Raw genomic sequence first — 21,978 nt, forward strand, 5'->3', positions numbered from 1 at the left:
TGACGATGACGATGACGATGAATGGACAAGAAGTGGTGACGGTCTACGAAACGATGGTCGGCATCACCGAGCGCATGCTCGACGCGGCCACCGCCAGTGAATGGGATCGCCTGGCCGAACTCGAGCAGGAATGCGCCGCCCATGCGCGTCGCCTCAAGGCCAACGAAGGCGTGGCCCCGCTGGCCGGCCAGGAACGCGTGCGCAAGGTCGATGCGATCCGCCGCATGCTCGACGCCGACCGCCGCATCCGCGACTTGACCAGCCCATGGATGGCGCACCTGTCGTCCCTGATCAACAGCAAGTCGACCGAACGCCGCGTCGCGCGCGCCTACGGCGTCTGATGCGCCCGGCGGGGGTTGACTGATGCTGCCCCGCGATCTTGTTGGCGGCGTCACGCGCATCACGCCGGCCCAGGCCGCCGAGCAGGCCGTCGACCCGCGCCAGCAAGCCTTTGCGCGCGCCGTCGCGCCGTTGCTGGGCAAGGCGATCCACGGCGAAATCCAGGCCAAACTCACTGACGGCACCTTCATCGTCAAGTTCGCCGATACCCAGGCGCGCATGCAACTGCCCCCCGGCGCGCTGGTCGGCGCCGACGTGCCGCTCACGCTGATCGGCCTGCATCCCCGCCCCACCTTCCAGGTCGGCACCCAGACCACTGCCACCGGCTTTGCTGAAGCCGGCCCCGCACCGCAAGCCGACACCGACGCCCCGGGCGCGCCGCTGGGCTACCGCGAAGGCGCCGCCCTCGGCCGCGCCGGCGCCCTGCTGGCCTCCAGCGCCGGACTGGGCGCGCAGGCCTTTGCCGGCGGCACCGAAGCAAAAAATACCACGCTGAGTCCCACCGCCCAGGCCCTGGCCGGCGTGCTGGCGGCCGCTCAGAAAGCCGAGACGGTACTCACCGCCGTCACTGGCAGTGCGCCGCTGGTGGCTACGCCGGACGCCGATCCGGCGGCGCTGGCCGCCGGCCTCAAGCAAGCGTTCGGCAAGAGCGGCCTGTTCTACGAATCGCACGTGGCCGAATGGGCGCAGGGCTCGCGCGCGCTGGCCGAACTGGCAAACGAACCGCAGCAGCAGGCCGCACAGAACGGCGCGCGCCCGAACCCGCAGGATCCTGCCACCGCGCAGTTCATCAGCATGCAGCTGGCGGCGCAGGAACAATCGCAACTGGCGTGGAAAGGCCAGCTCTGGCCCGGCCAGCCGATGGAATGGGATGTGCAGCGCGAAGCCCACGGTGGCGGCAGCGACGATGGCCAGGCGATCTGGAACAGCCGCCTGCGCCTGCGCTTTCCCGAACTGGGCGAACTCGATGTGCAGCTGCGGATGGTGGGCGGCGCCTTGCAGATCGGACTCGCGACCGGCGATGACGCCACCGCCGCCCTGCTGCGCCAGCACGTGCCGAATCTGGCCGGCGCACTCGATTCGGTGGGCACGCCGCTGGCGGGGTTCGATGCGCGCGCGCGCACTGCCGCGGTGGCGCCGAAGCATGATAATGATGATGATGGCGACCATGAATAAGCTCGCCAACCAGCGCATCAAGAGCGCGGTAGCGATGGCCTACAGCGCCGGCGAGAAAGCGCCGACGGTCGTGGCCAAGGGCTCCGGCATGATCGCTGAACAGATCATCCAGCGCGCCCAGGATGCGGGCGTGTTCGTGCACGAATCGAAAGAGTTGGTCTCGCTGCTCATGCAGGTCGACCTGGACCGCGAAATTCCGCCAACGCTGTATCGAGCAATTGCGGAACTGTTGGCATGGCTATATCATATTGAGTCGGCTAAAAAGAACGGTGAGTCACTCCCCACCGCACCTGATCCGACGCCCCACCTCCCCCCGGAACAAGCGTCAAGGACATAAAGCCTAGCGATGGATGAAGCAGAACTGGAAGACTGGCACGACTACGAAGTCGCATCGCGCCGCGAGATCGTCTCGCTGCTGCGCCAGATCGGCGAACACAACCAGCTGATCCGTCTGCTGATCAGGGGCGAGGCCGATGTCTGCGTGACCTCGATCCTGGCCGTGGACGAAGACAGCAACACGATCGTGCTCGATCGCTCGGTCGATCCGGCGCAGAACCAGCGCATGGCGGGCGCGGCGCGCGCGAAATGCGAAACCACGCTCGACAAGATCCGCATCCTGTTCGGCGCCGCCAACCTGGCCCCGACGGTCTGGCGCGGCGAACCGGCACTGCGCGCCGATATTCCCCCCACTCTGATCCGCCTGCAGCGGCGCGAGTACTACCGCATGGCCACGCCCGTGACCAATCCGGTGCGCGCACTGATTCCGGTGCCGATGGAGGATGGCACCGGCGGCATGAGTGTGTTCGCGCTGCATGACATCAGTGTCGGCGGCATTGCCCTTCTCGACAGCAAGCTGCTGCTCGATACCACGGTCGGACGCGTGATCGCCAACTGCCGCATCGAACTGCCCGAGATCGGGCCGATCGCCACATCGCTTGAAATCCGCAACTCGCTCGACCTCACCCTGCTGAACCACAAGACCACGCGCCGCATCGGCTGCCAGTTCGTCGACATCTCGCGCAGCGGACTGGCGGCGGTGCAGCGCTACATCACGAAGCTCGAACGCGAGCGCAACGCGAAGCTGGCCGGGCTGGCCTGACTGTGGCCAGCCCCGCAGATGCGGGGATGGCCTTGGGTATACGATCGGCTTCATGCACACGACCACCCCGGCACCCCGGCCTTCACTCTCGCCCGCCAGCGCCAGCCTGCACGGCCACGACACGGTAACGCTGGCGCAGGCCATGGGGCTGCTCGCGACCGTGGGCGACCTGGCCATGGGCCAGCCCATCGATGCCTCCGCGCGCGCCGCGCGCCTGGCCGCGCGCATCGCATTGGCTGCCGGTGGCGACGCCGCCGCTGCTGCGCACGCCCACATGGCGACCCAATTGCGCTGGTCCGGCAGCACTGCCACGGCCACCGGCTTTGCCACGCTGCTGGGCGACGACATCGGTGGCCGCCACGCGATGCTGACCCGCACGCTCAGCGCGCAGCAAGCCGCGCGCCTCGACCAGGTGAAGCATCACCTCACACCACTGGCCGCCATCCACTGCGAGGTTGCGGGCAACATCGCTGCCCTGCTGGGCTTGCCGGCCCCGGTCGAACACGGCCTGCGCCACCTGTTCGAGCGCGACGATGGCCGCGGCCAGCCGTACGGTCTGGAAGGCAGTGTGGTGCCCGCCGTCGTGCAGCACGTGGCGCTGGCCGGCGACATCGAGATCCTCGCGCGCGCGCATGGGTTCAGCGCGGCGCTGGCGATGGTCACGCGTCTGGGTGGCGTCAGGTATCCGGCAGCGCTGGTCGCGCAGGTGACGCCGCACGCACAGGCGTGGCTCGACGCACCGGGCGCGCTCGAGGAACCGGCGCTGCTCAGCGACTTCCTGCCGCTATCGGTACCGTTGACGCTGGTGGCCGATACCGTCGAACTGAAGCTGCCCTGGCTGGCCGGTCATTCGCGCCGCGTGGCGCTGCTGGTGCACGGGGCCGCGCAAGGCTTGGGGCTGCCGGACGTCGACCAGCGCAGCCTGGCGCGCGCGGCGCTGCTGCACGGAATCGGGCGCGCGGCCGTGTCGAATACCGTCTGGGAACGTAGAAGCAAACCGGGTAGCGCCGACTGGGAAGCCATCCGCCGCGCGCCCTACTGGACGGCGCGCATCGGCAACCGGATCGACGGCGTCGAGGCCGACGCGCAGCTGGCCTCGCAGACCTATGAACGGCTCGATGGCAGCGGCTACTACCGCAGTCTCGATGCCACCACGCTCGGCATGCCGCAACGCCTGCTGGCGGCAGCGACGGTCTACGTGGCTCTGCGTTCGCCACGGCCATGGCGCGCCGCGCACGAACCGGCGTCGACGCTGGCGTTACTCGAAGCACACGTGACGGGTGGACGCCTCGATCGCGCTGCGGTGGACGCCGTGCTGGCGGCCGCCGCGGCGTCAATCGCGCCGCCAACGGGCCAGTTGTTGTCAGCGCGCGAGGTCGACGTGCTGCAGCGCCTCAGCCTGGGCGAGTCAGGCAAGGACGCCGCGCGCGCGATGCGCATCAGTACCGGCGCCGTGCGCACGCATGTCGAGAGCATCCTGGGCAAGCTCGGATGCGCGACCCGCGTTGCAGCCACCTTGCGCGCGCTGACGCTCAGGCTCATTTAACGAAGCACGATCTACGTAGGGTGGACGGCTAGGCCGTCCACGCGTACAGCCACACTTGGCTCAGCAACAAACGAGGGGTGCCGTCAACCCCGGCGCACCCGCAACGCACCAGCCATGCCCAATCCAGCCAGCAGCAGCGCCAGCGAACCCGGTTCCGGCACCTCGGTCACACCGGCAAAGCTGAAGTCGTCCATCGCATACGAACCCTGCGCGCCGCTGGAGACGACCACCGTATCGATCGCGCCATCCCAGCCGGCGTCCAGGAACGCCGCCACGCCGGACAGTTGCAGCGCCGCCGAACTGGCGACCAGCAAGCCCTGGAAATACAGGTCGAAGCGCACGCTGCTGTCCTCGTAGCCCGAGAACCAGGCGCCCTCGAACACGGTGGGCGCCAGGAAGCGGATGGTGCTGGCGACTGGCCCGCCGTCGGTCCAGTCGGTGGTGACGCGGCCCGCGCCGGAATGGGCGGCAAACGGATCCTGCTCGCTCGTGAAGACATTCAGGCCGGCGCCCGACCAGTCGAGGCCACCGTAGTTGGCGGCGACGGCGGCGTAGCCGTCAGGACCGACGATGTCGTCGAAGTCGAGCACGGTCGCCGAGGCGAAGGGTGCGCACAGCGCGAAGGCGACGGCTGCGGCCGCGTTACGAAGCATGGGATGCATGGAATTCCTGTTAATGGTGATGGAAGCGAACATGGTCAGACCAGGCCCAGCGCCGGATCGCTCACCGTGTGGCGGCCGGTTTCAACGCGCCCGGCAAAGCGGCGCAGGTAGTCGGGCTGGCCCGAGACCGTGGCGCTCAGGTCGTACCAATAACCGTTGGCCGCCAGCGCAATGCGCACGAGCAGTTCGGTGCGCGGCGCGAGCGTGTGCAGCTGGCGCAGTTGCGCATAGGCGTTTGCATTCAGGTTGAACGTGCACGGCGCCGCGCCGGTATTCAGCAGGCGCAGTACCAGCTCACCGGTGGCGGCGTCGCAGCGCACATGGACGTCCGGGCGCGCCTGCCCTGCCGCGACGGCGCGCAGCGCGCTGCCGGTGAAATGGCGGTGATAGCCATTCGGACCCAGCACCCACAGATCGTAGGCGCCGCCGACTGCGGGCGTCCAGCTGTCGGCCAGCGATTTGCCTGCCTCGACGGTATAGCGGCGCGGTACGGCAGCCAGGTTCTTGCGGTCGTAGACGTGGAAGACCGCGCCCTGGCGCCCGCTGTTGATGAAATTTAGCGTGACCTGCACGGCGGCCATCGTGGCGCCAGGCTGGACCTGGCAGGTGGTGGCCAGTTCATATGGCAGCGCGCGCGATGGCCGCGTGCCCGGCGCCTGGATCGGCATTTGCGGCGACGCCGGCGGCGCGATCTGCGCCAGGCGCTGCTGCGCGGCGCGCAGGGCGTCGGCCTGGCTGCGATTGGTGCGGCCCTGCAGTGCCGGCAGCGCCTCGTCGTTCGGTGTCGCGAAGTTGAAGGCGCTGGTCAGATCGCCGCAGACGGCGCGGCGGTACGCGCTGATATTCGGCTCGATGACACCGAAGCGCGTTTCCAGGAAGCGCAGTACCGACGTGTGGTCGAATACCTGCGAATTGACCCAGCCGCCGCGGCTCCACGGCGAAATCACGTACATCGGCACGCGTGGGCCGGGCCCGTAGACGCGCCCGTCCGCCGCCGGCTGGCGGGTGCTGCCGGCAGGCCGGGGGTGCGTGTAGTATTCCGGCCCCAGCGCGCCAGGCGACAGCGTCGTCTTGCCGGCGTAGCCGCCCTTGCCGTCCGGCGATGGCGCCGAAGGCGACGGCACGTGGTCGAAGTAGCCATCGTTCTCGTCGAAGTTGACGATCAGGACCGTCTTGCTCCAGACCTCGGGATTGGCCGTCAGCGCGTCCAGCACCTCTTGCAGGAACCAGGCGCCCTGCACCGGGCTCGATGGGCCCGGGTGTTCGCAATAGATCGACGGTGCATTGATCCACGACACCTGCGGCAGCTTGCCTTCGCGGATATCGCGCTTGAAGGCGTCCAGGTACTGCTCGGGCTGGGTCCCCGGCAAGGTGTTGGCGATGCCCTTGTAGAGCGGGTTCTTCGCGTTGTCGGTGGCCGCATCGTAGGCGTGGTACGGCAGCGCCTGGCCCGTGTTGGTGTACGGCTGGCCAGGGGCGCCGCCGCTGGACACCGGATAGCCCGACGCGATATTGGCGCGCCGGAACTGGCGGAACGCGCCCAGCATATTGTCGCCCCATTCGTCGGGCATGTTCTGGTAGCTGATCCAGCTCACGCCTGCCTTCTCCAGGCGCTCCGCATACGTGGTCCAAGTGTAGCCCGTGTTCACGCCGCCGGGCAGGCCGTCGATCGCATCCCACTCATTCGAGACAAAGGCCGTGCCGGTGAGCCCGGCGCCGTTGGTGCCGGTCAGGAAGAACGAACGGTTCGCGTCGGTCCCCGTGTGCATCGCGCAGTGATAGGCGTCGCAGACGGTGAACGCATTGGCCAGCGCAAACGCGAACGGGATCTCGCTTTCCTTGAAGTAGCCCATCGAGATGGGATTCTTGTAGCGCGGCCACTGATCCATGCGGCCGTTGTCCCAGGCCAGCTGGCTGTCGAGCCAATCGTGTGGCGTGCCATTCACGCGCTGGGCGTTGCCGCGGCTCGCATCCAGGTGGAACGGCATGACGACGTTGCCGTTGGCCAGGCGCTGCTGCCAGACGCTGCGCCCTTCGGGCAGCGGGATCGTGAAGCGGTCACCGAAGCCGCGCACGCCCTTGAGGGTGCCGAAGTAATGGTCAAACGCGCGGTTTTCCTGCATCAGGATCACGACGTGCTCGACGTCGCGGATGGTGCCGGTCGCGTTATTGGCCGGGATGGCCAGGGCGCGCTGGATGGCAGGTGGAAAAGCGGCAAACGTGCCGGCTGCGATACCCGCGCGTGCACTATTGCGCAGGAAACTGCGTCGTGAGGTCATAGATTCTATCCAAAGACGTGAGTGTTTAAGCCAGGAAATTTATGTTGCAATATGTTGTCTTGCCGACATGATGCAAGACGGCGCCAGCGTACGCCCGGATCGTGACGACGCCATGACACGGCCACTGGCCTGGCGATAGACGTGAAGACAACGTGAAAACAACAATCGCCGTTGTCACGCAATTATTTTTTCAGAGAAATGTTGCGCACAATTGGAATTTTATTTGCCTGTTTGCAACCACCAACCTATAGTTTCGATCGTTACAGTTCGCTAGATTCCATTTCGCCAAGTCCATCCGCATGAAACTCAACCGCATCGGCATCATCCTCATCGCCTGTGCGCTGGCTGCCATTACCCTCGTCGTCGCCTTGCTCGTGGTCCGGCAGCAGGCCAGCCAGGCTGCGCAGGTGCGCAACAAGGGTGTCGGACTGGTCAAGGCGCTCAGCACGGTCCCGATGACCCTCCTCGCCGACAGCAGTGGCCGCGGCGGCGTGCTCGCGGCAGTGCTTGCCTCGCATGACGGCAGCGACTTCGCCTATGTGACAATTGGCGATGCAAACGGCCGCACACTGGCCGAAATCGCGGGCAGCGGTAGCATCGCGCCCGCCACCCCGCTGCCTGCCGATGCGCAGGCCGGCTTCGGTGAGCGCACGCTGCCGGCAACCGGTGGCAGCGCGCCGCTGCGCGAATTCTATGGCCCGCTGGCCGACGCCAGCGGCGGCAAGGCGTACGTCCGCGTGGGCTTCCATCAGCCCGGCTTTACCGTGCTGGCCCAGGATGTCTCTTTCCTCGCGTTATTGGCGCTGATGATGTTTCTGGTCGTGCCGGTCATGTACGTCGTCATCAAGCGCGAGATGGCGCCGCTGGCGGCGCTCAGCCAGCAACTGCGTGGCCAGCTGCGCCAGCTCGCCGCGCCCGGCAGGCCGGATCAAGCCGGCGCCGACGACATGCGCGAACTGATCACCAATATGCAGCACTACCTCGACCAGGCCGGCGCCCGCATCGTCCAGCTCGAGGAAGGCTCGCTCAACACCACCGCCGACAACCGCCTGCTGCAATACGGCAGCAAGAAGCTCAATGCCGCGCTGCAGTCGCTGCCGGACGGCCTGTTGATGCTCGATCCGGCCGGCGACGTCACGTTCGCGTCCGGCAAGGTCGAGCCCCTGCTGGGCATCCCGATGGACCAGATCCTGGGACAGCCGCTCGATGCCTGGTGCTGCGACCCGGCGCTGCGCACGCTGTTCGGCCGCTACAGCGGCGACCTGCGTGACAACGCCCGCTCGCACAAGATCGACTTCGCGCCGCTGAACGTCGAAGGCCGGCAGCTGAGCGCCACCGCGCAACCGCTCAGCGGCGGGCACGGCACGATGTCGTTCGGCACGCTGGTCGTGCTGCGCGACGTGACCCGCGAATACCTGGCGCGCCAGGCGGGCAACGACTTCGTCGCCCACGTCTCGCACGAACTCAAGTCGCCGCTGAACGTCATCGGCATGTACGCCGAGATGCTGGCCGACAGCGACGACGAAAGCATGCGGGTCGAATCGCTGAACGTGATTCAGGACGAGATCGAGCGCATGAATGCGCTGGTCGGCAACCTGCTCAACGTGAGCAAGCTGGAAACCGGCAGCATGAGCCCCGAACGCAACCGCGTGCGGCTCGACGACATGCTGCGCGACGCGTATGAGCAGGCGCTGCCACGCGCCGAAGGCAAGCAGCTGCGCGTGCTGCTCGACCTGCCGCGCGAACTCGAGGCCGTGGCCATCGACAAGGACCTGTTCCGCATCGCGCTGAACAACTTGCTGACCAATGCCATCAAATACAACCGCCCGGGCGGCAGCGTGACGCTGGCCGCCCGCAATGAGGACAATGAAATCGTGATCAGCGTACGCGACACCGGCATCGGCATCGCGCCGGAAGCCCAGGACCGCATCTTCGAGAAGTTCTACCGCGTCAGCGAAGCGGGCGCTGCCACCCAGCGCGGTGGCCACGGCCTGGGCCTGTACCTGGCGGCCCAGATCGTCGAACTGCACCACGGCCGCCTGGTCGTCGAGAGCGAGCCCGACGTGGGCAGTACCTTCTCGGTCCACCTGAAGATCGTTTCCGCGCCCGCCGGCGCCGCCGTGCTATGAGCGCGCGCCACATCCTGCTCGTCGACGACGAGCCACATGTCCTACGCGTGCTGCGCCTGTCGCTCGAACGCGAAGGCTATATCGTGGCCACGGCCAGCGATGGCAACGCGGCGCTGGCCGCGATGGCGCAGCAGTTGCCCGATGTCCTGATCAGCGATATCCAGATGGACGGGATGGACGGGCGCACGCTGTGCCCGCTGGCCCGCGCCACGTATCCGGACCACCCGTTCCTGATCCTGGTCATGACGTCGATGACCGCGCTCGACGAGCGTGCCTGGGCGCGCGAGCTGGCCAATACCGAATTCCTTGAAAAACCCCTGAGTCCGCGCCAGCTGGTGGCGCGGTTGTCCCGCCATTTTGCGGCACTGGCGTAACGCCGCGCCAGCCACCAAAGCCTGCCCATGTCCCTTGATCTTCTGCCCACCCTCGACTACACCCGCCACGAGCGCTGGCTGCGCCGCAGCACCGGGAGCGATTATTCACTAGCCGTCTGCGACGCCGCTGGCGCGCCCTGCTGGAGCGCGCCCGGTGACAGCACCCTCGCATCGTGGATCACGGCGCTCAATGCCGGCGGCTTCGCCTGGCCATCCACGGGCGACGGCATGCAGCGCCACGATGCGGGCGACGCCACCCTGCTCTACACGCCGATCATCGCCAAGAGCGGCCTGATCGGCTACCTCGCGGTTCGTGCGGATACGGCGGCAACAGCAGCCACCGACGTGCCGTTCGCGTGGGACGCACTGGCCGAAGCGCTCGAAGACATTGCCAGCACAATCGCCGACGACTGCCGCACGCAGGGTGAGCTCGATGCGATGGCGGACGAACTGTCGGACCGCTACGAAGAGCTGCACCTGGTGTATGCGATCGACCGCCAGGTGCAGGACATGACCACGGGCGAAGACCTGTTCGGCGAGCTGCTCGAGAGCTGGGCCAGCCACATGGACGCCGACGTCGCCGCCTTCATCAAGCCGGGCGAGAACCTGTGCGTGTCGGCCACCAACCTGTCGGCGCCGATCCATAACCTGGATCTGGTGCTGGTCGAGATGCGTGGCGACCTGTACCGCTTCTCGCATTCGTCGCGCCAGCCGATCGTCATGAACGAACCCGACGATCCGCGCCGCGCGTACATCTTCACCGACATGCCGTTCAAGATCCTGTGCTGCCCGGTCTTCCAGGACAAGTCGGTCGTGGCGATCCTGGTGCTGCTCAACCATGCGAACAAGGAAGATTTCAGCAACAGCGACCGCAAGCTGGGCGAAGTGCTGGCCAATCACCTGTCGAGCCTGTCACGCATGCACAGCATGCTGGCCGAAACGAGCAAGTTCAACCAGCAGATGGCGGCCGCGCTGATCGAAGCGGTCGAAGCGAAAGACCCGTACACGCGCGGCCACAGCGAGCGCGTGCACCACATCGCCATGGAAATCGGCCGCGCCCTGCGCCTGCCACCGCGTGAACTGGACAACCTGTTCTGGGGCTCGCTGCTGCACGACGTCGGCAAGATCGGCATCCCCGACGCCGTGCTGTGCAAGCCGGGGCGCCTGACGCGCGATGAATTCACCTTCATCATGGTCCATCCCGAGCGCAGCTATGAAATCCTGCGCCACATCGACCGCCTCAAGGGCGCGGTGCCGGGCGCGCGCCACCACCAGGAAAAGTACGACGGCACCGGCTATCCGCATGGCCTGGCCGGCAACGACATTCCGTACAACGCGCGCATCATCGCGGTGGCCGACACGTACGATTCGATCACCAGCTCGCGTGCCTACCGCGCCGGGCGCAGCCATGAAGTGGCGATGGCCGAGATCGCGCGCTGCGCCGGCACCCAGCTCGACCCGGGCGTCGTGGCAATGTTCGAGACGGTGTGCCGCGCCGAGCCGGGCTGGATCGCCGAGTTCCGCATCGCCCGTGATCCGGTGCCGGCGCCGGCCCCAGTGCAGGTCGCCGTCACCGCATGAGCGACACCACCGCCCCCGAGCGGATCACCCGCAGCCGCATCGGCGCCATGACGTACCTGGCGCCGCTGACGGCGCTGGTGGCCGACGAGGCCGTCCAGACGCTGCAAGCGGCGCTGAACGAATGCGTGGCCCAGCACCAGGTGTCGATCGTGGTCGACCTGGGCAAGGTCACGCTGCTGTCCGGGCGGGCGCTGAGCATGATGGCCGACATGGGCGAGCGCCTCGGTGAGCTGGGCGGCTGGCTCAAGCTGGCGTACCCGAATGCCCTGCTGCAGGACATCCTCGCGGCCACGGGCCTGCTGGAGCAATTGCCGCTGTTCGATGCGCGGCCCACCGCGCCGCGCCGCGTGCGCGAACCGGGCAGCAAGCTGGGCGACATCCTGGTCGAGCGTGGCGCGGCCAGCGCCGAGCAGGTCGCCGAAGCGGCGCGCCTGCAGGACCAGACCGGCAAGCGCATGGGCCTCATCATGGTCGAGCGCAAGTGGATCACCGAAGCGGCGCTGTACCAGGCGCTGGCCGACCAGCTGGGCCTGCCGTATGTGCAGCTGCGCACCGGCCTGTACGACCCGGGTGCGCTGGCGCTGCTCGAACGCGATGTCACGCGGCGCCTGAACGTGCTGCCGCTGTTCCAGGTGCAGGGCACGCTGACGGTGGCCAGCGCCGAACCGCAGGCCATCCACAGCATCGACGAACTGCGCGCCCGCACCGGCGTGCGCATCCGCATCGTGGTCGCGCCGCCGGCCGATATCCGGCGTCTGGCCGACGAAGCGTATGGCGGCGCCCTGCCCGATTTCGTGCAGACCGAAGCGAGCGACCTGGAACTGATCGAGTCGACGATCCCCGACGACTACACCCAGATCGACGAAATGGCCGGCGCCAGCCCGGTCATCAATATGGTCAATGCCGTGATCCAGCGCGCGATCCGCGATGGCGCCAGCGACATCCACATCGAGATCTCGCGCAATCGCGCCCGCATCCGGCTGCGCATCGACGGCGTGCTGTACGAAGTCATGTCGCCGCGCGTCGACCAGCACCCGGCCATCGTCTCGCGCCTGAAGGTCATGGCCAACCTCGACATCGCCGAGCGCCGCCTGCCGCAGGACGGCCGCATCCAGGTGGCGACCCAGGGCCGCACCGTGGACCTGCGCTTCTCGTCGCTGCCCGGCATCTACGGCGAAAAGGTCGTGCTGCGGGTGCTCGACAAGAACCAGTCGATCCTCGACGTCGACAAGCTCGGCATGAATGCGCATGCAGTCGGCGCGTTCAAGCGCCTGCTGGGCCGCAGCCATGGCCTGATCCTTGTGACCGGCCCGACCGGCAGCGGCAAGACCACCAGCCTGTACGCGGCGATCAGTCACCTGAAAAGCATCGAAAAGAATATCGTCACGATCGAGGACCCGGTCGAATACCAGCTCGACATCATCAACCAGAACCAGGTCAATGACGCGATCGGTTTGACCTTCCCGAAGATCCTGAAACACGTGCTGCGCCAGGACCCGGACATCATCATGATCGGCGAAGTGCGCGACCGCCAGACCGCCGAGATCGCGGTGCAGGCGGCGCTGACCGGCCACCTGGTGCTCACCACGCTGCACACCAATGACACGCTGGGCGCAGTCTCGCGCCTGGTCGAGATGGGCGTGGAGCCGTACCTGCTGTCGTCCGCCCTGATCGGCGTGATGGCCCAGCGTCTCGTGCGCCGTGTGTGCCAGGGTTGCCGCACCAGCTACCTGGCCACGCCCGAAGCCGCGGCGGCTTACCGCTGGCGCGGCCAGGGCGACCTGCGTCTGATGCGCGGGCGCGGTTGCCCGGCCTGCTATGACTCGGGCTACAAGGGCCGCATGGGCATCTACGAGCTGCTCGAAGTCGGCCCCGACCTGCAGCGCATGATCGTGGCCAACGCCAGCAAGGACCAGCTGGCCGCGCACGTGGCCTCCACTGGCCACCATGACCTTTACGCCGACGGCATGGCGCGCGCTTTTGACGGCCACACGACGCCCGAAGAAATCGCGCGCGTCGTGCATTCCCTGTAACCGCCATGCCGATCGAACTCGACGCTCCCGGCGCCGGCCCCGGCCCGGCCCGCAAGACCGCCCCGTCAGCCGCCTCGTGGTGGACGCTGGGCGCGCGCCCGCCGGGCATGCGCGAACGGGCGCTGTTTACCGAGCGCCTGGCGCTGCTGCTTGAGACAGGCGTGCCGCTGCACACGGCGCTGCAATCGTTGCACGACCAGACCGAACCGGGCCAGCTGCGCACGATGATCGGGACCATCGGCGACGACATCCTGGCCGGTGAACGCTTTTCGTCGGCGCTCGGGCGCCATGCGCTGTTCCCGGGCAGCTACGTCAACCTGATCGCGGCCAGCGAGGCCGGTGGCTTCATGGCCGAGGTGCTGGTGCAACTGGTCGAGCTGGATGAAAAAGAGGATCGCCTGCGCGCGATGCTGGTGTCGGCCCTGTCGTATCCGGTGATCCTGCTGACGTTTTCATTCGGGGTGGTGGTGTTCATCCTGACGTTCGTGTTCCCCAAGTTTGCCGTCATGTTCGCGTCGATCCATGACCAGTTGCCGATCACCACGCGCGTGCTGCTGGTAGTGAGCCAGGTGCTCACCGGCCATGCCGCGATTGTCGCGGCGCTCACGGCCGGCGCTGTCGGCGCGGCCTGGGTGCTGATGCGCCAGCCCGGCGTGCGCGTCGCGATCGACCGCGCCAAGCTGCGCCTGCCGGTCGTGCGCGACGTGTTCGCCAAGATCTACCTGACGCGCCTGCTGCGCGTGATGGGCATTTCACTCGAACACGGTGTGACGATCCTGGCCACGCTCGAGGCCTGCCGCGCGGTGGTGACCAATGCCGACTTCCAGCGCTTCATCCTCGACCTCGAACGCGACGTCACCGAGGGCAAGGGCATTGCCGCCGGCTTCGAGCACAGCAATTTCGTGCCGCTGTCGGTGCGCCAGATGATCGCCACCGGCGAGGCCACCGGCACGCTGGGCCGCGTCATGACCCGCGTGGCCGATTCGTACGACCGCGAATTGACGCGCCTGCTGGCGCGCCTGACGAAGATGGCCGAGCCGGTGATGCTGCTGGTGATGGGCGTCCTGGTCGGCACGATTGTCAGTTCGCTCATTTTGCCGATATTTAAATTGTCACGTGCTGTGCACTAGAGCGTTACTCAAAAACCACACTTTGTCACACGATTGAATAGTTAGTGCCGAATGGAAACATGACCATGTTACCCTTCGGCATTACCTTTTTTAACCATGCAACGTCCTGTAAAGACGCTTGTTCAACTATTTAAATTTTCCATGTCGAGCTCATTCAAGCGCACTGCCGCCGCCGGTTTCACACTGATCGAATTGCTGATTGTCGTGATTATTCTTGCAATTATTTCTGCGATTGCGATTCCGCAATTCTCCTCGGCGACAAAGGATGCGCAAATGTCGGCGCTTGACGCTAACTTGGCCACGATGCGTAATTCGATTGAACAGTATCGCGCACAACATTCGGGGTTTACCTACCCAGGGACGAATGCATCCAGTACCGGCGAAGGTTGTACCGGCGCAAAAGGCACCGGCGCAGCTGGCACCGAGCAGGCCTTGAAGGATCAGATGCAGTTTGCGTCCAATGCAAAGGGCGAGACCTGCACGGTCGCCGACAATACCTATCGATACGGGCCGTACCTGCGTCAGGGCATACCGCTTGAGCCGATCAATAACATTGGCACGATCGTTGTCACGACGACCGGCACCATCGCAGCCCCAGCGGCGGCTGGTACAGGCTGGGCGTACGACACGAAAACAGGCCGATTCATCATGAATAGTGCCGATAAGGATGCTGCCGGCAAAGCGTATTCGGATCATTAATCAGACGGCTATCAGCATGAACGCGCGCCGCTGCGCGGCCTACACGCTGACTGAACTGATATTCGTGGTCGCCATCCTCGCCATCGCCGCCGCCGTCGCCATACCGACGGCGCAACCGGTGGCGGAGTTTCGCGCCGATGCCGCCGCCGGCGAAGTGGTGAATGCGCTGCGCTTTGCCCGCGAAAACGCGCTGCACAGCGGCGAGCAACGGCTGTTTGACTGCGATGCGCCGGCCAATGCGATCGCCGTGTACGCCCTGGTCACTGCCAGGACCACCACCACGGCGTCGAACATGCCCGTCGAACACCCATTCAACCGCGCACCATATCAGCTGACCCTGAACGCTGCCCCCGCCGGAAACAACATGGCCCTCGTGCGCTGCACCTTTACCTTCGAGGACAACTCGACCGCTACTGCCGTCGCATTTGATGGAGCCGGCAAGCTGCTGCGTGGTGCAGGCAACAGTCCGGCGCGCGAGCGCGTGCTGCGTGCGGGCCAGGTCGTGTTGGGCGCCGGCAATGTCGAGCGCACGATCACAGTCGATGCCACCGGTCGCATCACGGTTTCCTGACCATTTTCCCGGCCATGCACGCTCTCCCATCGCGTACCAGGACCGCCGGCATGACGCTGCTCGAGGCGGTGTTCGCCCTGCTGCTGCTGTCGGTCTGCCTGATCCCGGCCGCCAATGCGCTGCGCGGCGCCATCAACGTGCCCGCCGACAGCGCCCTGGCGGCGCGCGAACTCGATTGCGTCAGCACGCTGATGGACACCGTGCTGGCCGAACATTACGCCGACCTGCTCAGCGCCGCCGGTGCGCCCGACGCGCCGTCGGCCTATTCGACCCCTGGTGGCACCCGCGCACCGGCGATGCCGGCCCATTGCCCGGCGCTGACCGTTACCATCACCCGCTACGGCGTCGATAGCACCCGCAGGATCGGCCTTAACGGCACCGGCGAGCATCTGCTGCGCGTGACCGCGGCGCTGGCCGCCCCCGCCGGCCGCTGGCCCATGACCACGCTGGTGGCGCGATGACGATGCCCCGCCCTGCGCACGGCTACACGCTGCTCGAACTGCTGATCGGCCTGACCATCGCGGCGCTCGTAATGCTGCCGCTGAGCGAGATGCTGCGCGCCGGCGCCGACAGCGCGCGCTTCGTGCGCGCTGGCCTGGACCAGAACGCGGACGCCCGCTTCGTCCTCGGCCGCATCGTCGCGCAAGCTGCGGGCGCACCACAGCAAAATGCCAAAAGAACCGGCGACCTTGCAGCCTGGCTCGCGACGCTTCCGTACACACTCACCAATGGCACCCTGGTCGAAACCATTCTGGACGGCAAGACAGCGCGCAATTCGGTGCTCGCCACCGGTGTGCGTGCATTCGACCTGCGCTTGCTAGACGTCGGCGCCGGCCGCCCTGTCATGCGCATCGAGCTCGTGTTCGACCGTCCGGATTGCGACACCAGCCGCGGGCAGGACTGCAGCGTTGCGTATGCGCGCACTGTCCGACTCGGGGCGGCGCCATGATGCCGCGGCGCCAGGAGGGCGCATTGCTGCTGATGGTGTCGCTGCTGCTGGCCACGCTCGCGGCGCTGGCGTTCGGCATCAACCGTGCGGGCAGCGTCGAACTGCGCTCGATCAACGACGACTATGAGGGCCGCGCCGCCGCCTACCTGGCCGAAGCCGGTGTCGCCGCTGCCAGGTGGTCGGGGCAGGTTGGCGCCTGCGTAACGCGACCGGTCGGCCCCATTGCCCTGGGCGGCGGCACCGTGACGATCACGATCAAGAGCGAGGACATCATCGACGTCACGGCTACCGCCACCGTCAATGGGGCCATGCGCACGGTGACGCGCAACGGATTGCAGCTGTACGATTTGCGGCAGACCGAGCGCGTTGACATCTCTGACAAAACAACCGATACCACCATCGTCAACCCAAGCGCAGGGCCGCTGGAGAAAGAGCAGACGCTGCGCCTGGTTTCCGGCAAGTCGCACATCCTGATGAAATGGGATATGGACGAAATCGACGACGACGTGCTGGTCGTGTCGGCCACGCTGAACATGATGCCGACCACCATCAGCGGTGTGGTGCGCCAGGTCGCAGCGCATCGCGTGACGACGGAATGGGACAAGGGCGCCACCTGGATCAAGGCACGTCCGGCGTCGAACTGGAACGGCGGTGCCTACACGGACGCCGTGCTGGCCTCGGCGGGCGTCGGCAGCCTTGCGGTCAACTGGGACCTGACCGGCCTGTTCGATGGCTGGGCCAGCGAGCGCTTGCTCCCCCTTGGCGTGCTGCTGCGCCTGGTCGACGCCGACCAGGCGGTCAACTTCTACAGCCGTGAAGCGCCCCTCTCCGGCATGCGCCCGCTGCTGCGGATCGTGCGTGCCAAGAAGTGCTGATGATCGACATGAGCCCAACATGACATTGCGCCAACTCGTCACGACCATCCAGCACCGGCTGCAGCCATCGGCAGCGCGGCCCATTGGCGCCGACTTCGCGGCCAACCGGCTCAATCTGGTGCAGGCCGACTGGCGCGATGGCGGCTGGCGTTTGCGTGCCGCCAGTTCGCTGCCCTATCCGATGCCGCGTGACGTGCTGCTGGCGTCCCCGAAGGCGCTGGTGCAATTCGTCGATGCTGCGCTGGCGCAGGCGCCGTTCCAGGGCCGCCGCGTGATTTCCGCGCTGCCCCCGGCCGACGTGCGCATCCTGCCGCTCACGGTGCATGTCGCTAGTGGCCAGACCGAGGCGCAGGCGGTGGGCCGCGCGGTGAGCGAGCAACTGGGCGAGCGCGCCGGGCAGCACGTCATCGATTACTACCAGGTGCGCGGCGCCGACATGGACGGCGGCGAGCGGCAGGTGCTGGTCGCTGCTGCGCTCAAGCACCGGGTGCTCGATTACCTGGCGATGCTGGAACACGCACGCCTCGAGCCGGTTGCCCTCGACATCGGCCCGGCTGCCATCGGCCGCCTGCTCGCCACGCTGCACGGCAGCGACGTCGGCCAGTCGGTCGCGCTGCTCAATTTCGGCGCGGCCAAAAGCTACCTGACCGTGATCTGGGGCCGGCGCCTGATGCTCGATCGCGAGATCGCGTTTGGCGAAGACATGCTGGCAGGCGCTGTCGCGGGCGCGCTCGACCTCCAACCCGAGACGGCCGCCAGCCTGCTGCGCCAGCACGGCATCGGCGCGCGCCCCGGCATGGCGGTCGATAGCCCGCACATCGAGCTGCGACGCGCGATCCGCGCCATCCTGCACCCGGCCTGCCAGGCACTGGCCGACGAACTCGCCCATACCCAGGTGTACGTGGCCTCGCGCACGCGCGGCAGTTCGATCAGCCGCCTGTACCTCAATGGCAGCCTGGCGCGCTACCCCGATATCCAGTCCCGGATCGCCGAGCTGATCGACGTGCCGGTGCATCTGCTCGATCCGTTTGGCGCCTTCCCCGAATCGGCCCGGGACACTGCAGGCGATACGGCGGGCGAACCGGCAACGACATCGCTCGCGCTGGCCACCGGCCTGGCGCTGCGCGGAGGCGCCGATGGCTGATATCGACATGATCCCGCGCAGCTACCGCGACGGCGTGCGCGTGCGCCGCACGCTGCGCCGGGCCGGCATGGCGCTGACGGCGATCACGCTGGCCGCGGCGGCCGGCATCGGGGCACTGCGCTGGCAGAGCGCCGCACTGGAGCGCCGCACGGTCACGCTGCAGCAGGCGGCCAGCGCGGCGCAGACCAGCCAGGCGCAGGCGGCCACTGTGCAGGCAGCGCGCGAGCGCCTGCTGGCGCAACAGGGCCTGCTGCGCGCGCTGCGGCGCGAAGGCGAACTGGCCGCACTGGCCGCCGCCATCGACAGCGCCCTGCCCGCGAATGCCTGGCTGACCGCCATCAATCTGCAGCGTGACCTGCAACTGGCCACGGCGCCCCCCGCCACCGCTACGACGCCCGCGCCGGCCCCGGACAGCCGGGCAACGACATTCGCTACCGGCAATGCCGACGGCGGCACGCTGGTCATGGTCAGCAGCGTCGAACTGGCCGGCCAGGCGGCCGATTACAACGGCATCACGGATTTCCTGTCGAACCTGGGACGCATGCCCGGCATGCATGGCGTCGAACTGCTCTCGAGCAGCGCCAATCCATCGACGGCCGCGATTGATTTCCGCGCCGTGGTCGTGCTGATCCCGCCGGCGGAGGCGCCATGAGCCCGAAACTGCGCGACCTGCTCGTCGCCCTACCCGCGCGCCAGCTCAATCTCATCGTTGGTGGGGTGATTGTCATCGCGCTGCTGCTGGCATGGACGCTGGCCCTGCGCGCGCCGCTGGCCGCCTACCGGCAGCACAAGGCAGCGCTGGCCGCACTGGAAGCAGCGGGCACGGCCACACCAGGCGCTGCACCGCCGTCGGCCTCCGCCGCCGCCATCACACCAGCGCCAACGCCACCGGAGCCACTGGCCCTCATCGCGGCGGTCAGCCACAGCGCCGCAGCATCCGACGTGGCTGTGTTGTCGGCAGCGCAAGGCGCGCAGCGCACCGTGGGCGGCGTGCGCCTGCTCACGGTCGAGATCGTCGCCAGCGCCCGCTACACCGCCCTGCTGGACTGGATTGCCGCCATCGAACGACAGCAGCCAACCGTGGGCATCCACCGACTGACCGTGGAAGCCGCCGACGATACCGACGACCGCGCCATCACCCTGCAGCTCGTCATCCACGACACTGGAACACCACCACCATGAAACACACCTTGATGCCGACGCTGGCGCTGGTCCTTGCCGGTCTGGCAGCCAATGTGCTGGCCACGCCGCCCCGCATCGTGCGCGATCCGTTCGTGAGCCGGCTCCCGGCCAGCGCGCCACTGGCCGCTGCGGCGCCTGTGCCCGCCACGCCGCCACGCCTGCGCGCGGTGGTGCTCAACGGCGCGCAGTCGCTGGCCAATCTCGACGGCAGTGTCGTGGCCACCGGCGAGCGTGTCGCCGGCTATACCGTGCTGCGCATCGATGCGCGCGGCGTGCTGCTGGGCCATGCCGGCAGCGAGCACCTGCTGACGATGCAGGACAAGGACGCCCAATGACCCCGCGCTACCTGCTCGTCGCCCTGTGCGCAGCCTGGGCCTGCCTCGCACTGCCCGCATCTGCGAACACTGCCGCGCCGGCCGTGGTGACGAAGAGCACGGCCACCGCGCCGGTACCGTTGGCCCCGGTAACGATGTCGTACACATTCCGCGACACGCCCATCGAAGAGTTGTTCAACATGATTGCGCGCAGCGCGCGCATCAATATCGTGCTGGGCAAGGGGGTCGGCGGCAACGTCTCGATCAACCTGTACGACATGACGGTGCGCGAGGCGATCGAGGCGATCGCCGAAGCCGGCGGCTTTGCGGTGACGGAACGCGCGGGCGGCTTCCTGATTTCGGACCCGAAGACCGCGCTGCCCGAGCGCGGCGCCATCCTGCAGGTGAAAGCGATGAAGGTGCGCTACGCCGACGTGACCAAAGTGGGCGCCATCCTGGCGCGCCAGATCGGCGTGCCCGGCACGGTGACCGTGCTCGACCAGACCAAGACGCTCGTGGTCGAAGCGACAGCGACGGGCCTGGAGCGCGCAGCGCTGGTGCTGCGCGAAATCGACCGCGCGCCGCAGCAGATCCTGATCGAAGCGAAGATCCTGGAGATCACACTCGACCAGAACGAAAACTTCGGCGTCGACTGGTCACGCGTGTTCAGCGGCGACGGCCCCGACACGGTGGGCGCGACGGGTTTTGCCACGCGCGCCGGTCCGCGCTTTTTCCTGAATCTGGTCAACGGAAATATCGAGGCCTACCTGAGCGCCCTGAGCAACAAGGGCCGCGTGCACACGCTGGCCACGCCGCGCCTGCTGGCCCTTGAGGACCAGGAAGCAAGCACGAATGTCGGCGACCAGCTGGGCTACCGCCTGACGACGACGATCAACAACGTCACGTCCGAATCGATCGAATTTCTCGACACCGGCGTGATCCTGCGCGTAACGCCGTCGGTGGACGCCGACGGGCGCATCATGATGAAGATCCGGCCTGAGGTCAGCTCGGGCTCGGTATCGGCCGGCATTCCGTCGAAGAAGACGACTGAAGTGAACACGCAACTGGTGGCCAGCGACGGGCAACCGGTGCTGATCGGCGGCCTGATCAAGCGCAGCCGCACCTACCGGCGTCTGGGCATCCCGCTGCTGTCGGATATTCCGGTGATTGGTGGCGCTTTTGGCAGCACCGACGATGGCGGTGCGGCCACCGAAACAATTGTCGTCATCACGCCGCGCATCGTGCCGTCCAGTGGCCCGGCCATTGACGGCGTTACCGAACGCACGCTCCAGCAGGCCGAGCAGACGATGCGCACGCGCGGCGATATGCTCGACCGCAAGCTCGATACGCTCGACCGTTAGTGCATTACACCTGCATGTTCATGATGTCCTGATAGGCGGAAATCATTTTGTTGCGTACCTGCACAGTCGCCTGGAACGCAATGCTCGATTTTTGCATCGCCACCATCGTGTCCGACAGGCTGACCGTATCGTCGCCCATCGTAAACCGCTTGCTCAGGGCTTGCGCCTCGGCCGAACGGTCGCTCACGCCCTGCAACGTGCTGTGCAGGGCTTCCGCAAAATCGAGCTTGACCGTGGGTTTGCCCCCGATCGCGCTCGCGCCGCCCAGGCCATTGGCCACCTCGGGCGCCGCCGACGCCTTGGTCGCTGCCGCCTTGAGTTGCTCCATCATGGCCTGGATCCGGCTTGTATCAATGCCGCCGATGCCGCCAATACTCATCTTGCCCTCCGCTTGTGTTCGCCTTGCAGAAAACTCTACAAATGCACTCAGGGAAGCAGAATAGCAGCGCAAAAGCGAATTTGACGGGCGAATCAGGCCCGTAAACGCCCGCTATTTCGGGGTTTGAATGTTGCCCGGTGGCTCCATAATGCGTGC

The 21,978-nt window shown here is 66.9% G+C and carries 23 protein-coding genes; 20 read left to right on the forward strand and 3 right to left on the reverse strand.

Annotation, left to right across the window (positions count from 1 at the left end):
- Positions 1 to 5: 5 nt before the first annotated feature.
- From HD842_RS15850 to HD842_RS15870, 5 genes are read left to right on the forward strand one after another with little or no spacing between them, the layout of a single operon-like run.
- Entirely contained in the window at positions 6 to 341 is a 336-nt protein-coding gene (locus tag HD842_RS15850; protein ID WP_370660845.1) for a flagellar protein FliT, read from the forward strand.
- Positions 342 to 363: 22 nt separating this feature from the next.
- The gene (gene fliK / locus HD842_RS15855) at positions 364 to 1,515 is read left to right on the forward strand and encodes a flagellar hook-length control protein FliK (protein WP_183555688.1); all 1,152 of its coding nucleotides are present in this window, start codon (positions 364 to 366) and stop codon (positions 1,513 to 1,515) included.
- Positions 1,508 to 1,852 (forward strand): EscU/YscU/HrcU family type III secretion system export apparatus switch protein, encoded by a 345-nt coding sequence (locus HD842_RS15860; protein WP_183555689.1) that lies wholly within the window; start codon positions 1,508 to 1,510, stop codon positions 1,850 to 1,852. The genes fliK and HD842_RS15860 overlap by 8 nt, the downstream gene beginning before the upstream one ends.
- A gap of 9 nt (positions 1,853 to 1,861) precedes the next feature.
- Complete coding sequence (locus tag HD842_RS15865; RefSeq protein WP_183555690.1) at positions 1,862 to 2,614, forward strand: flagellar brake protein; 753 nt, start codon at positions 1,862 to 1,864, stop codon at positions 2,612 to 2,614.
- A gap of 52 nt (positions 2,615 to 2,666) precedes the next feature.
- Positions 2,667 to 4,160, forward strand: coding sequence for an HD domain-containing phosphohydrolase (locus HD842_RS15870; protein WP_183555691.1), 1,494 nt, complete (start codon positions 2,667 to 2,669; stop codon positions 4,158 to 4,160).
- A gap of 83 nt (positions 4,161 to 4,243) precedes the next feature.
- Here the strand turns inward: HD842_RS15870 and HD842_RS15875 are convergent, their stop codons facing one another.
- Entirely contained in the window at positions 4,244 to 4,822 is a 579-nt protein-coding gene (locus HD842_RS15875) for a PEP-CTERM sorting domain-containing protein (protein WP_221290644.1), read from the reverse strand.
- Between the two features lie 35 nt (positions 4,823 to 4,857).
- Complete coding sequence (locus tag HD842_RS15880) at positions 4,858 to 7,101, reverse strand: phosphocholine-specific phospholipase C (RefSeq protein ID WP_183555693.1); 2,244 nt, start codon at positions 7,099 to 7,101, stop codon at positions 4,858 to 4,860.
- Positions 7,102 to 7,400: 299 nt separating this feature from the next.
- Here HD842_RS15880 and HD842_RS15885 point away from each other — a divergent pair, with 299 nt between their 5' ends.
- From HD842_RS15885 to HD842_RS15955, 15 genes are all read left to right on the forward strand, one after another.
- Positions 7,401 to 9,230, forward strand: a complete 1,830-nt coding sequence (locus tag HD842_RS15885; protein WP_183555694.1) for a PAS domain-containing sensor histidine kinase — start codon at positions 7,401 to 7,403, stop codon at positions 9,228 to 9,230.
- The gene (locus HD842_RS15890; RefSeq protein WP_183555695.1) at positions 9,227 to 9,604 is read left to right on the forward strand and encodes a response regulator; all 378 of its coding nucleotides are present in this window, start codon (positions 9,227 to 9,229) and stop codon (positions 9,602 to 9,604) included. The genes HD842_RS15885 and HD842_RS15890 overlap by 4 nt, the downstream gene beginning before the upstream one ends.
- A gap of 27 nt (positions 9,605 to 9,631) precedes the next feature.
- A complete protein-coding gene (locus HD842_RS15895) occupies positions 9,632 to 11,185 on the forward strand; it encodes an HD domain-containing phosphohydrolase (RefSeq protein ID WP_183555696.1) in 1,554 nt (517 codons plus the stop codon).
- Positions 11,182 to 13,218 carry an ATPase, T2SS/T4P/T4SS family gene (locus HD842_RS15900; RefSeq protein WP_183555697.1) on the forward strand — a complete coding sequence of 679 codons (2,037 nt, stop codon included), beginning with the start codon at positions 11,182 to 11,184 and terminating at the stop codon, positions 13,216 to 13,218. Before HD842_RS15895 ends, HD842_RS15900 begins: the two co-directional genes overlap by 4 nt.
- 5 nt (positions 13,219 to 13,223) lie before the next feature.
- Positions 13,224 to 14,348 (forward strand): type II secretion system F family protein, encoded by a 1,125-nt coding sequence (locus HD842_RS15905; RefSeq protein ID WP_183555698.1) that lies wholly within the window; start codon positions 13,224 to 13,226, stop codon positions 14,346 to 14,348.
- Between the two features lie 96 nt (positions 14,349 to 14,444).
- A complete protein-coding gene (locus HD842_RS15910) occupies positions 14,445 to 15,047 on the forward strand; it encodes a type II secretion system protein (protein WP_221290646.1) in 603 nt (200 codons plus the stop codon).
- 16 nt (positions 15,048 to 15,063) lie between these two features.
- Complete coding sequence (locus tag HD842_RS15915; protein WP_183555699.1) at positions 15,064 to 15,618, forward strand: prepilin-type N-terminal cleavage/methylation domain-containing protein; 555 nt, start codon at positions 15,064 to 15,066, stop codon at positions 15,616 to 15,618.
- 14 nt (positions 15,619 to 15,632) lie between these two features.
- Positions 15,633 to 16,079, forward strand: coding sequence for a type II secretion system protein (locus HD842_RS15920; RefSeq protein WP_183555700.1), 447 nt, complete (start codon positions 15,633 to 15,635; stop codon positions 16,077 to 16,079).
- Complete coding sequence (locus tag HD842_RS15925; RefSeq protein WP_183555701.1) at positions 16,076 to 16,567, forward strand: PilW family protein; 492 nt, start codon at positions 16,076 to 16,078, stop codon at positions 16,565 to 16,567. The genes HD842_RS15920 and HD842_RS15925 overlap by 4 nt, the downstream gene beginning before the upstream one ends.
- A complete protein-coding gene (locus HD842_RS15930) occupies positions 16,564 to 17,442 on the forward strand; it encodes a DNRLRE domain-containing protein (protein ID WP_183555702.1) in 879 nt (292 codons plus the stop codon). Before HD842_RS15925 ends, HD842_RS15930 begins: the two co-directional genes overlap by 4 nt.
- Before the next feature lie 19 nt (positions 17,443 to 17,461).
- Positions 17,462 to 18,586 (forward strand): pilus assembly protein PilM, encoded by a 1,125-nt coding sequence (gene pilM / locus HD842_RS15935; protein WP_183555703.1) that lies wholly within the window; start codon positions 17,462 to 17,464, stop codon positions 18,584 to 18,586.
- Positions 18,579 to 19,238 carry a PilN domain-containing protein gene (locus HD842_RS15940; RefSeq protein ID WP_183555704.1) on the forward strand — a complete coding sequence of 220 codons (660 nt, stop codon included), beginning with the start codon at positions 18,579 to 18,581 and terminating at the stop codon, positions 19,236 to 19,238. Before pilM ends, HD842_RS15940 begins: the two co-directional genes overlap by 8 nt.
- Entirely contained in the window at positions 19,235 to 19,768 is a 534-nt protein-coding gene (locus HD842_RS15945; RefSeq protein WP_183555705.1) for a GspMb/PilO family protein, read from the forward strand. The genes HD842_RS15940 and HD842_RS15945 overlap by 4 nt, the downstream gene beginning before the upstream one ends.
- Positions 19,765 to 20,103, forward strand: coding sequence for a hypothetical protein (locus HD842_RS15950; protein ID WP_183555706.1), 339 nt, complete (start codon positions 19,765 to 19,767; stop codon positions 20,101 to 20,103). Before HD842_RS15945 ends, HD842_RS15950 begins: the two co-directional genes overlap by 4 nt.
- The gene (locus HD842_RS15955) at positions 20,100 to 21,443 is read left to right on the forward strand and encodes a type II secretion system protein GspD (protein ID WP_183555707.1); all 1,344 of its coding nucleotides are present in this window, start codon (positions 20,100 to 20,102) and stop codon (positions 21,441 to 21,443) included. Before HD842_RS15950 ends, HD842_RS15955 begins: the two co-directional genes overlap by 4 nt.
- A 4-nt stretch (positions 21,444 to 21,447) precedes the next feature.
- Here HD842_RS15955 and fliE read toward each other — a convergent pair whose 3' ends face one another.
- Positions 21,448 to 21,822 (reverse strand): flagellar hook-basal body complex protein FliE, encoded by a 375-nt coding sequence (gene fliE / locus HD842_RS15960; protein WP_183555708.1) that lies wholly within the window; start codon positions 21,820 to 21,822, stop codon positions 21,448 to 21,450.
- Between the last annotated feature and the right edge of the window lie 156 nt (positions 21,823 to 21,978).

The sequence above is a fragment of the Massilia aurea genome (assembly GCF_014200505.1).
Lineage (GTDB): Bacteria > Pseudomonadota > Gammaproteobacteria > Burkholderiales > Burkholderiaceae_D > Telluria > Telluria aurea_B.

What these genes read in the sequence shown, in the direction of transcription:
- HD842_RS15850 (WP_370660845.1), top strand. Translation starts at nt 6, where the DNA reads ATGACGATGACGATGAATGGACAAGAAGTGGTGACGGTCTACGAAACG.
- fliK (WP_183555688.1), top strand. Translation starts at nt 364, where the DNA reads ATGCTGCCCCGCGATCTTGTTGGCGGCGTCACGCGCATCACGCCGGCC.
- HD842_RS15860 (WP_183555689.1), top strand. Translation starts at nt 1,508, where the DNA reads ATGAATAAGCTCGCCAACCAGCGCATCAAGAGCGCGGTAGCGATGGCC.
- HD842_RS15865 (WP_183555690.1), top strand. Translation starts at nt 1,862, where the DNA reads ATGGATGAAGCAGAACTGGAAGACTGGCACGACTACGAAGTCGCATCG.
- HD842_RS15870 (WP_183555691.1), top strand. Translation starts at nt 2,667, where the DNA reads ATGCACACGACCACCCCGGCACCCCGGCCTTCACTCTCGCCCGCCAGC.
- HD842_RS15875 (WP_221290644.1), bottom strand. Translation starts at nt 4,822, where the DNA reads ATGCATCCCATGCTTCGTAACGCGGCCGCAGCCGTCGCCTTCGCGCTG.
- HD842_RS15880 (WP_183555693.1), bottom strand. Translation starts at nt 7,101, where the DNA reads ATGACCTCACGACGCAGTTTCCTGCGCAATAGTGCACGCGCGGGTATC.
- HD842_RS15885 (WP_183555694.1), top strand. Translation starts at nt 7,401, where the DNA reads ATGAAACTCAACCGCATCGGCATCATCCTCATCGCCTGTGCGCTGGCT.
- HD842_RS15890 (WP_183555695.1), top strand. Translation starts at nt 9,227, where the DNA reads ATGAGCGCGCGCCACATCCTGCTCGTCGACGACGAGCCACATGTCCTA.
- HD842_RS15895 (WP_183555696.1), top strand. Translation starts at nt 9,632, where the DNA reads ATGTCCCTTGATCTTCTGCCCACCCTCGACTACACCCGCCACGAGCGC.
- HD842_RS15900 (WP_183555697.1), top strand. Translation starts at nt 11,182, where the DNA reads ATGAGCGACACCACCGCCCCCGAGCGGATCACCCGCAGCCGCATCGGC.
- HD842_RS15905 (WP_183555698.1), top strand. Translation starts at nt 13,224, where the DNA reads ATGCCGATCGAACTCGACGCTCCCGGCGCCGGCCCCGGCCCGGCCCGC.
- HD842_RS15910 (WP_221290646.1), top strand. Translation starts at nt 14,445, where the DNA reads ATGCAACGTCCTGTAAAGACGCTTGTTCAACTATTTAAATTTTCCATG.
- HD842_RS15915 (WP_183555699.1), top strand. Translation starts at nt 15,064, where the DNA reads ATGAACGCGCGCCGCTGCGCGGCCTACACGCTGACTGAACTGATATTC.
- HD842_RS15920 (WP_183555700.1), top strand. Translation starts at nt 15,633, where the DNA reads ATGCACGCTCTCCCATCGCGTACCAGGACCGCCGGCATGACGCTGCTC.
- HD842_RS15925 (WP_183555701.1), top strand. Translation starts at nt 16,076, where the DNA reads ATGACGATGCCCCGCCCTGCGCACGGCTACACGCTGCTCGAACTGCTG.
- HD842_RS15930 (WP_183555702.1), top strand. Translation starts at nt 16,564, where the DNA reads ATGATGCCGCGGCGCCAGGAGGGCGCATTGCTGCTGATGGTGTCGCTG.
- pilM (WP_183555703.1), top strand. Translation starts at nt 17,462, where the DNA reads ATGACATTGCGCCAACTCGTCACGACCATCCAGCACCGGCTGCAGCCA.
- HD842_RS15940 (WP_183555704.1), top strand. Translation starts at nt 18,579, where the DNA reads ATGGCTGATATCGACATGATCCCGCGCAGCTACCGCGACGGCGTGCGC.
- HD842_RS15945 (WP_183555705.1), top strand. Translation starts at nt 19,235, where the DNA reads ATGAGCCCGAAACTGCGCGACCTGCTCGTCGCCCTACCCGCGCGCCAG.
- HD842_RS15950 (WP_183555706.1), top strand. Translation starts at nt 19,765, where the DNA reads ATGAAACACACCTTGATGCCGACGCTGGCGCTGGTCCTTGCCGGTCTG.
- HD842_RS15955 (WP_183555707.1), top strand. Translation starts at nt 20,100, where the DNA reads ATGACCCCGCGCTACCTGCTCGTCGCCCTGTGCGCAGCCTGGGCCTGC.
- fliE (WP_183555708.1), bottom strand. Translation starts at nt 21,822, where the DNA reads ATGAGTATTGGCGGCATCGGCGGCATTGATACAAGCCGGATCCAGGCC.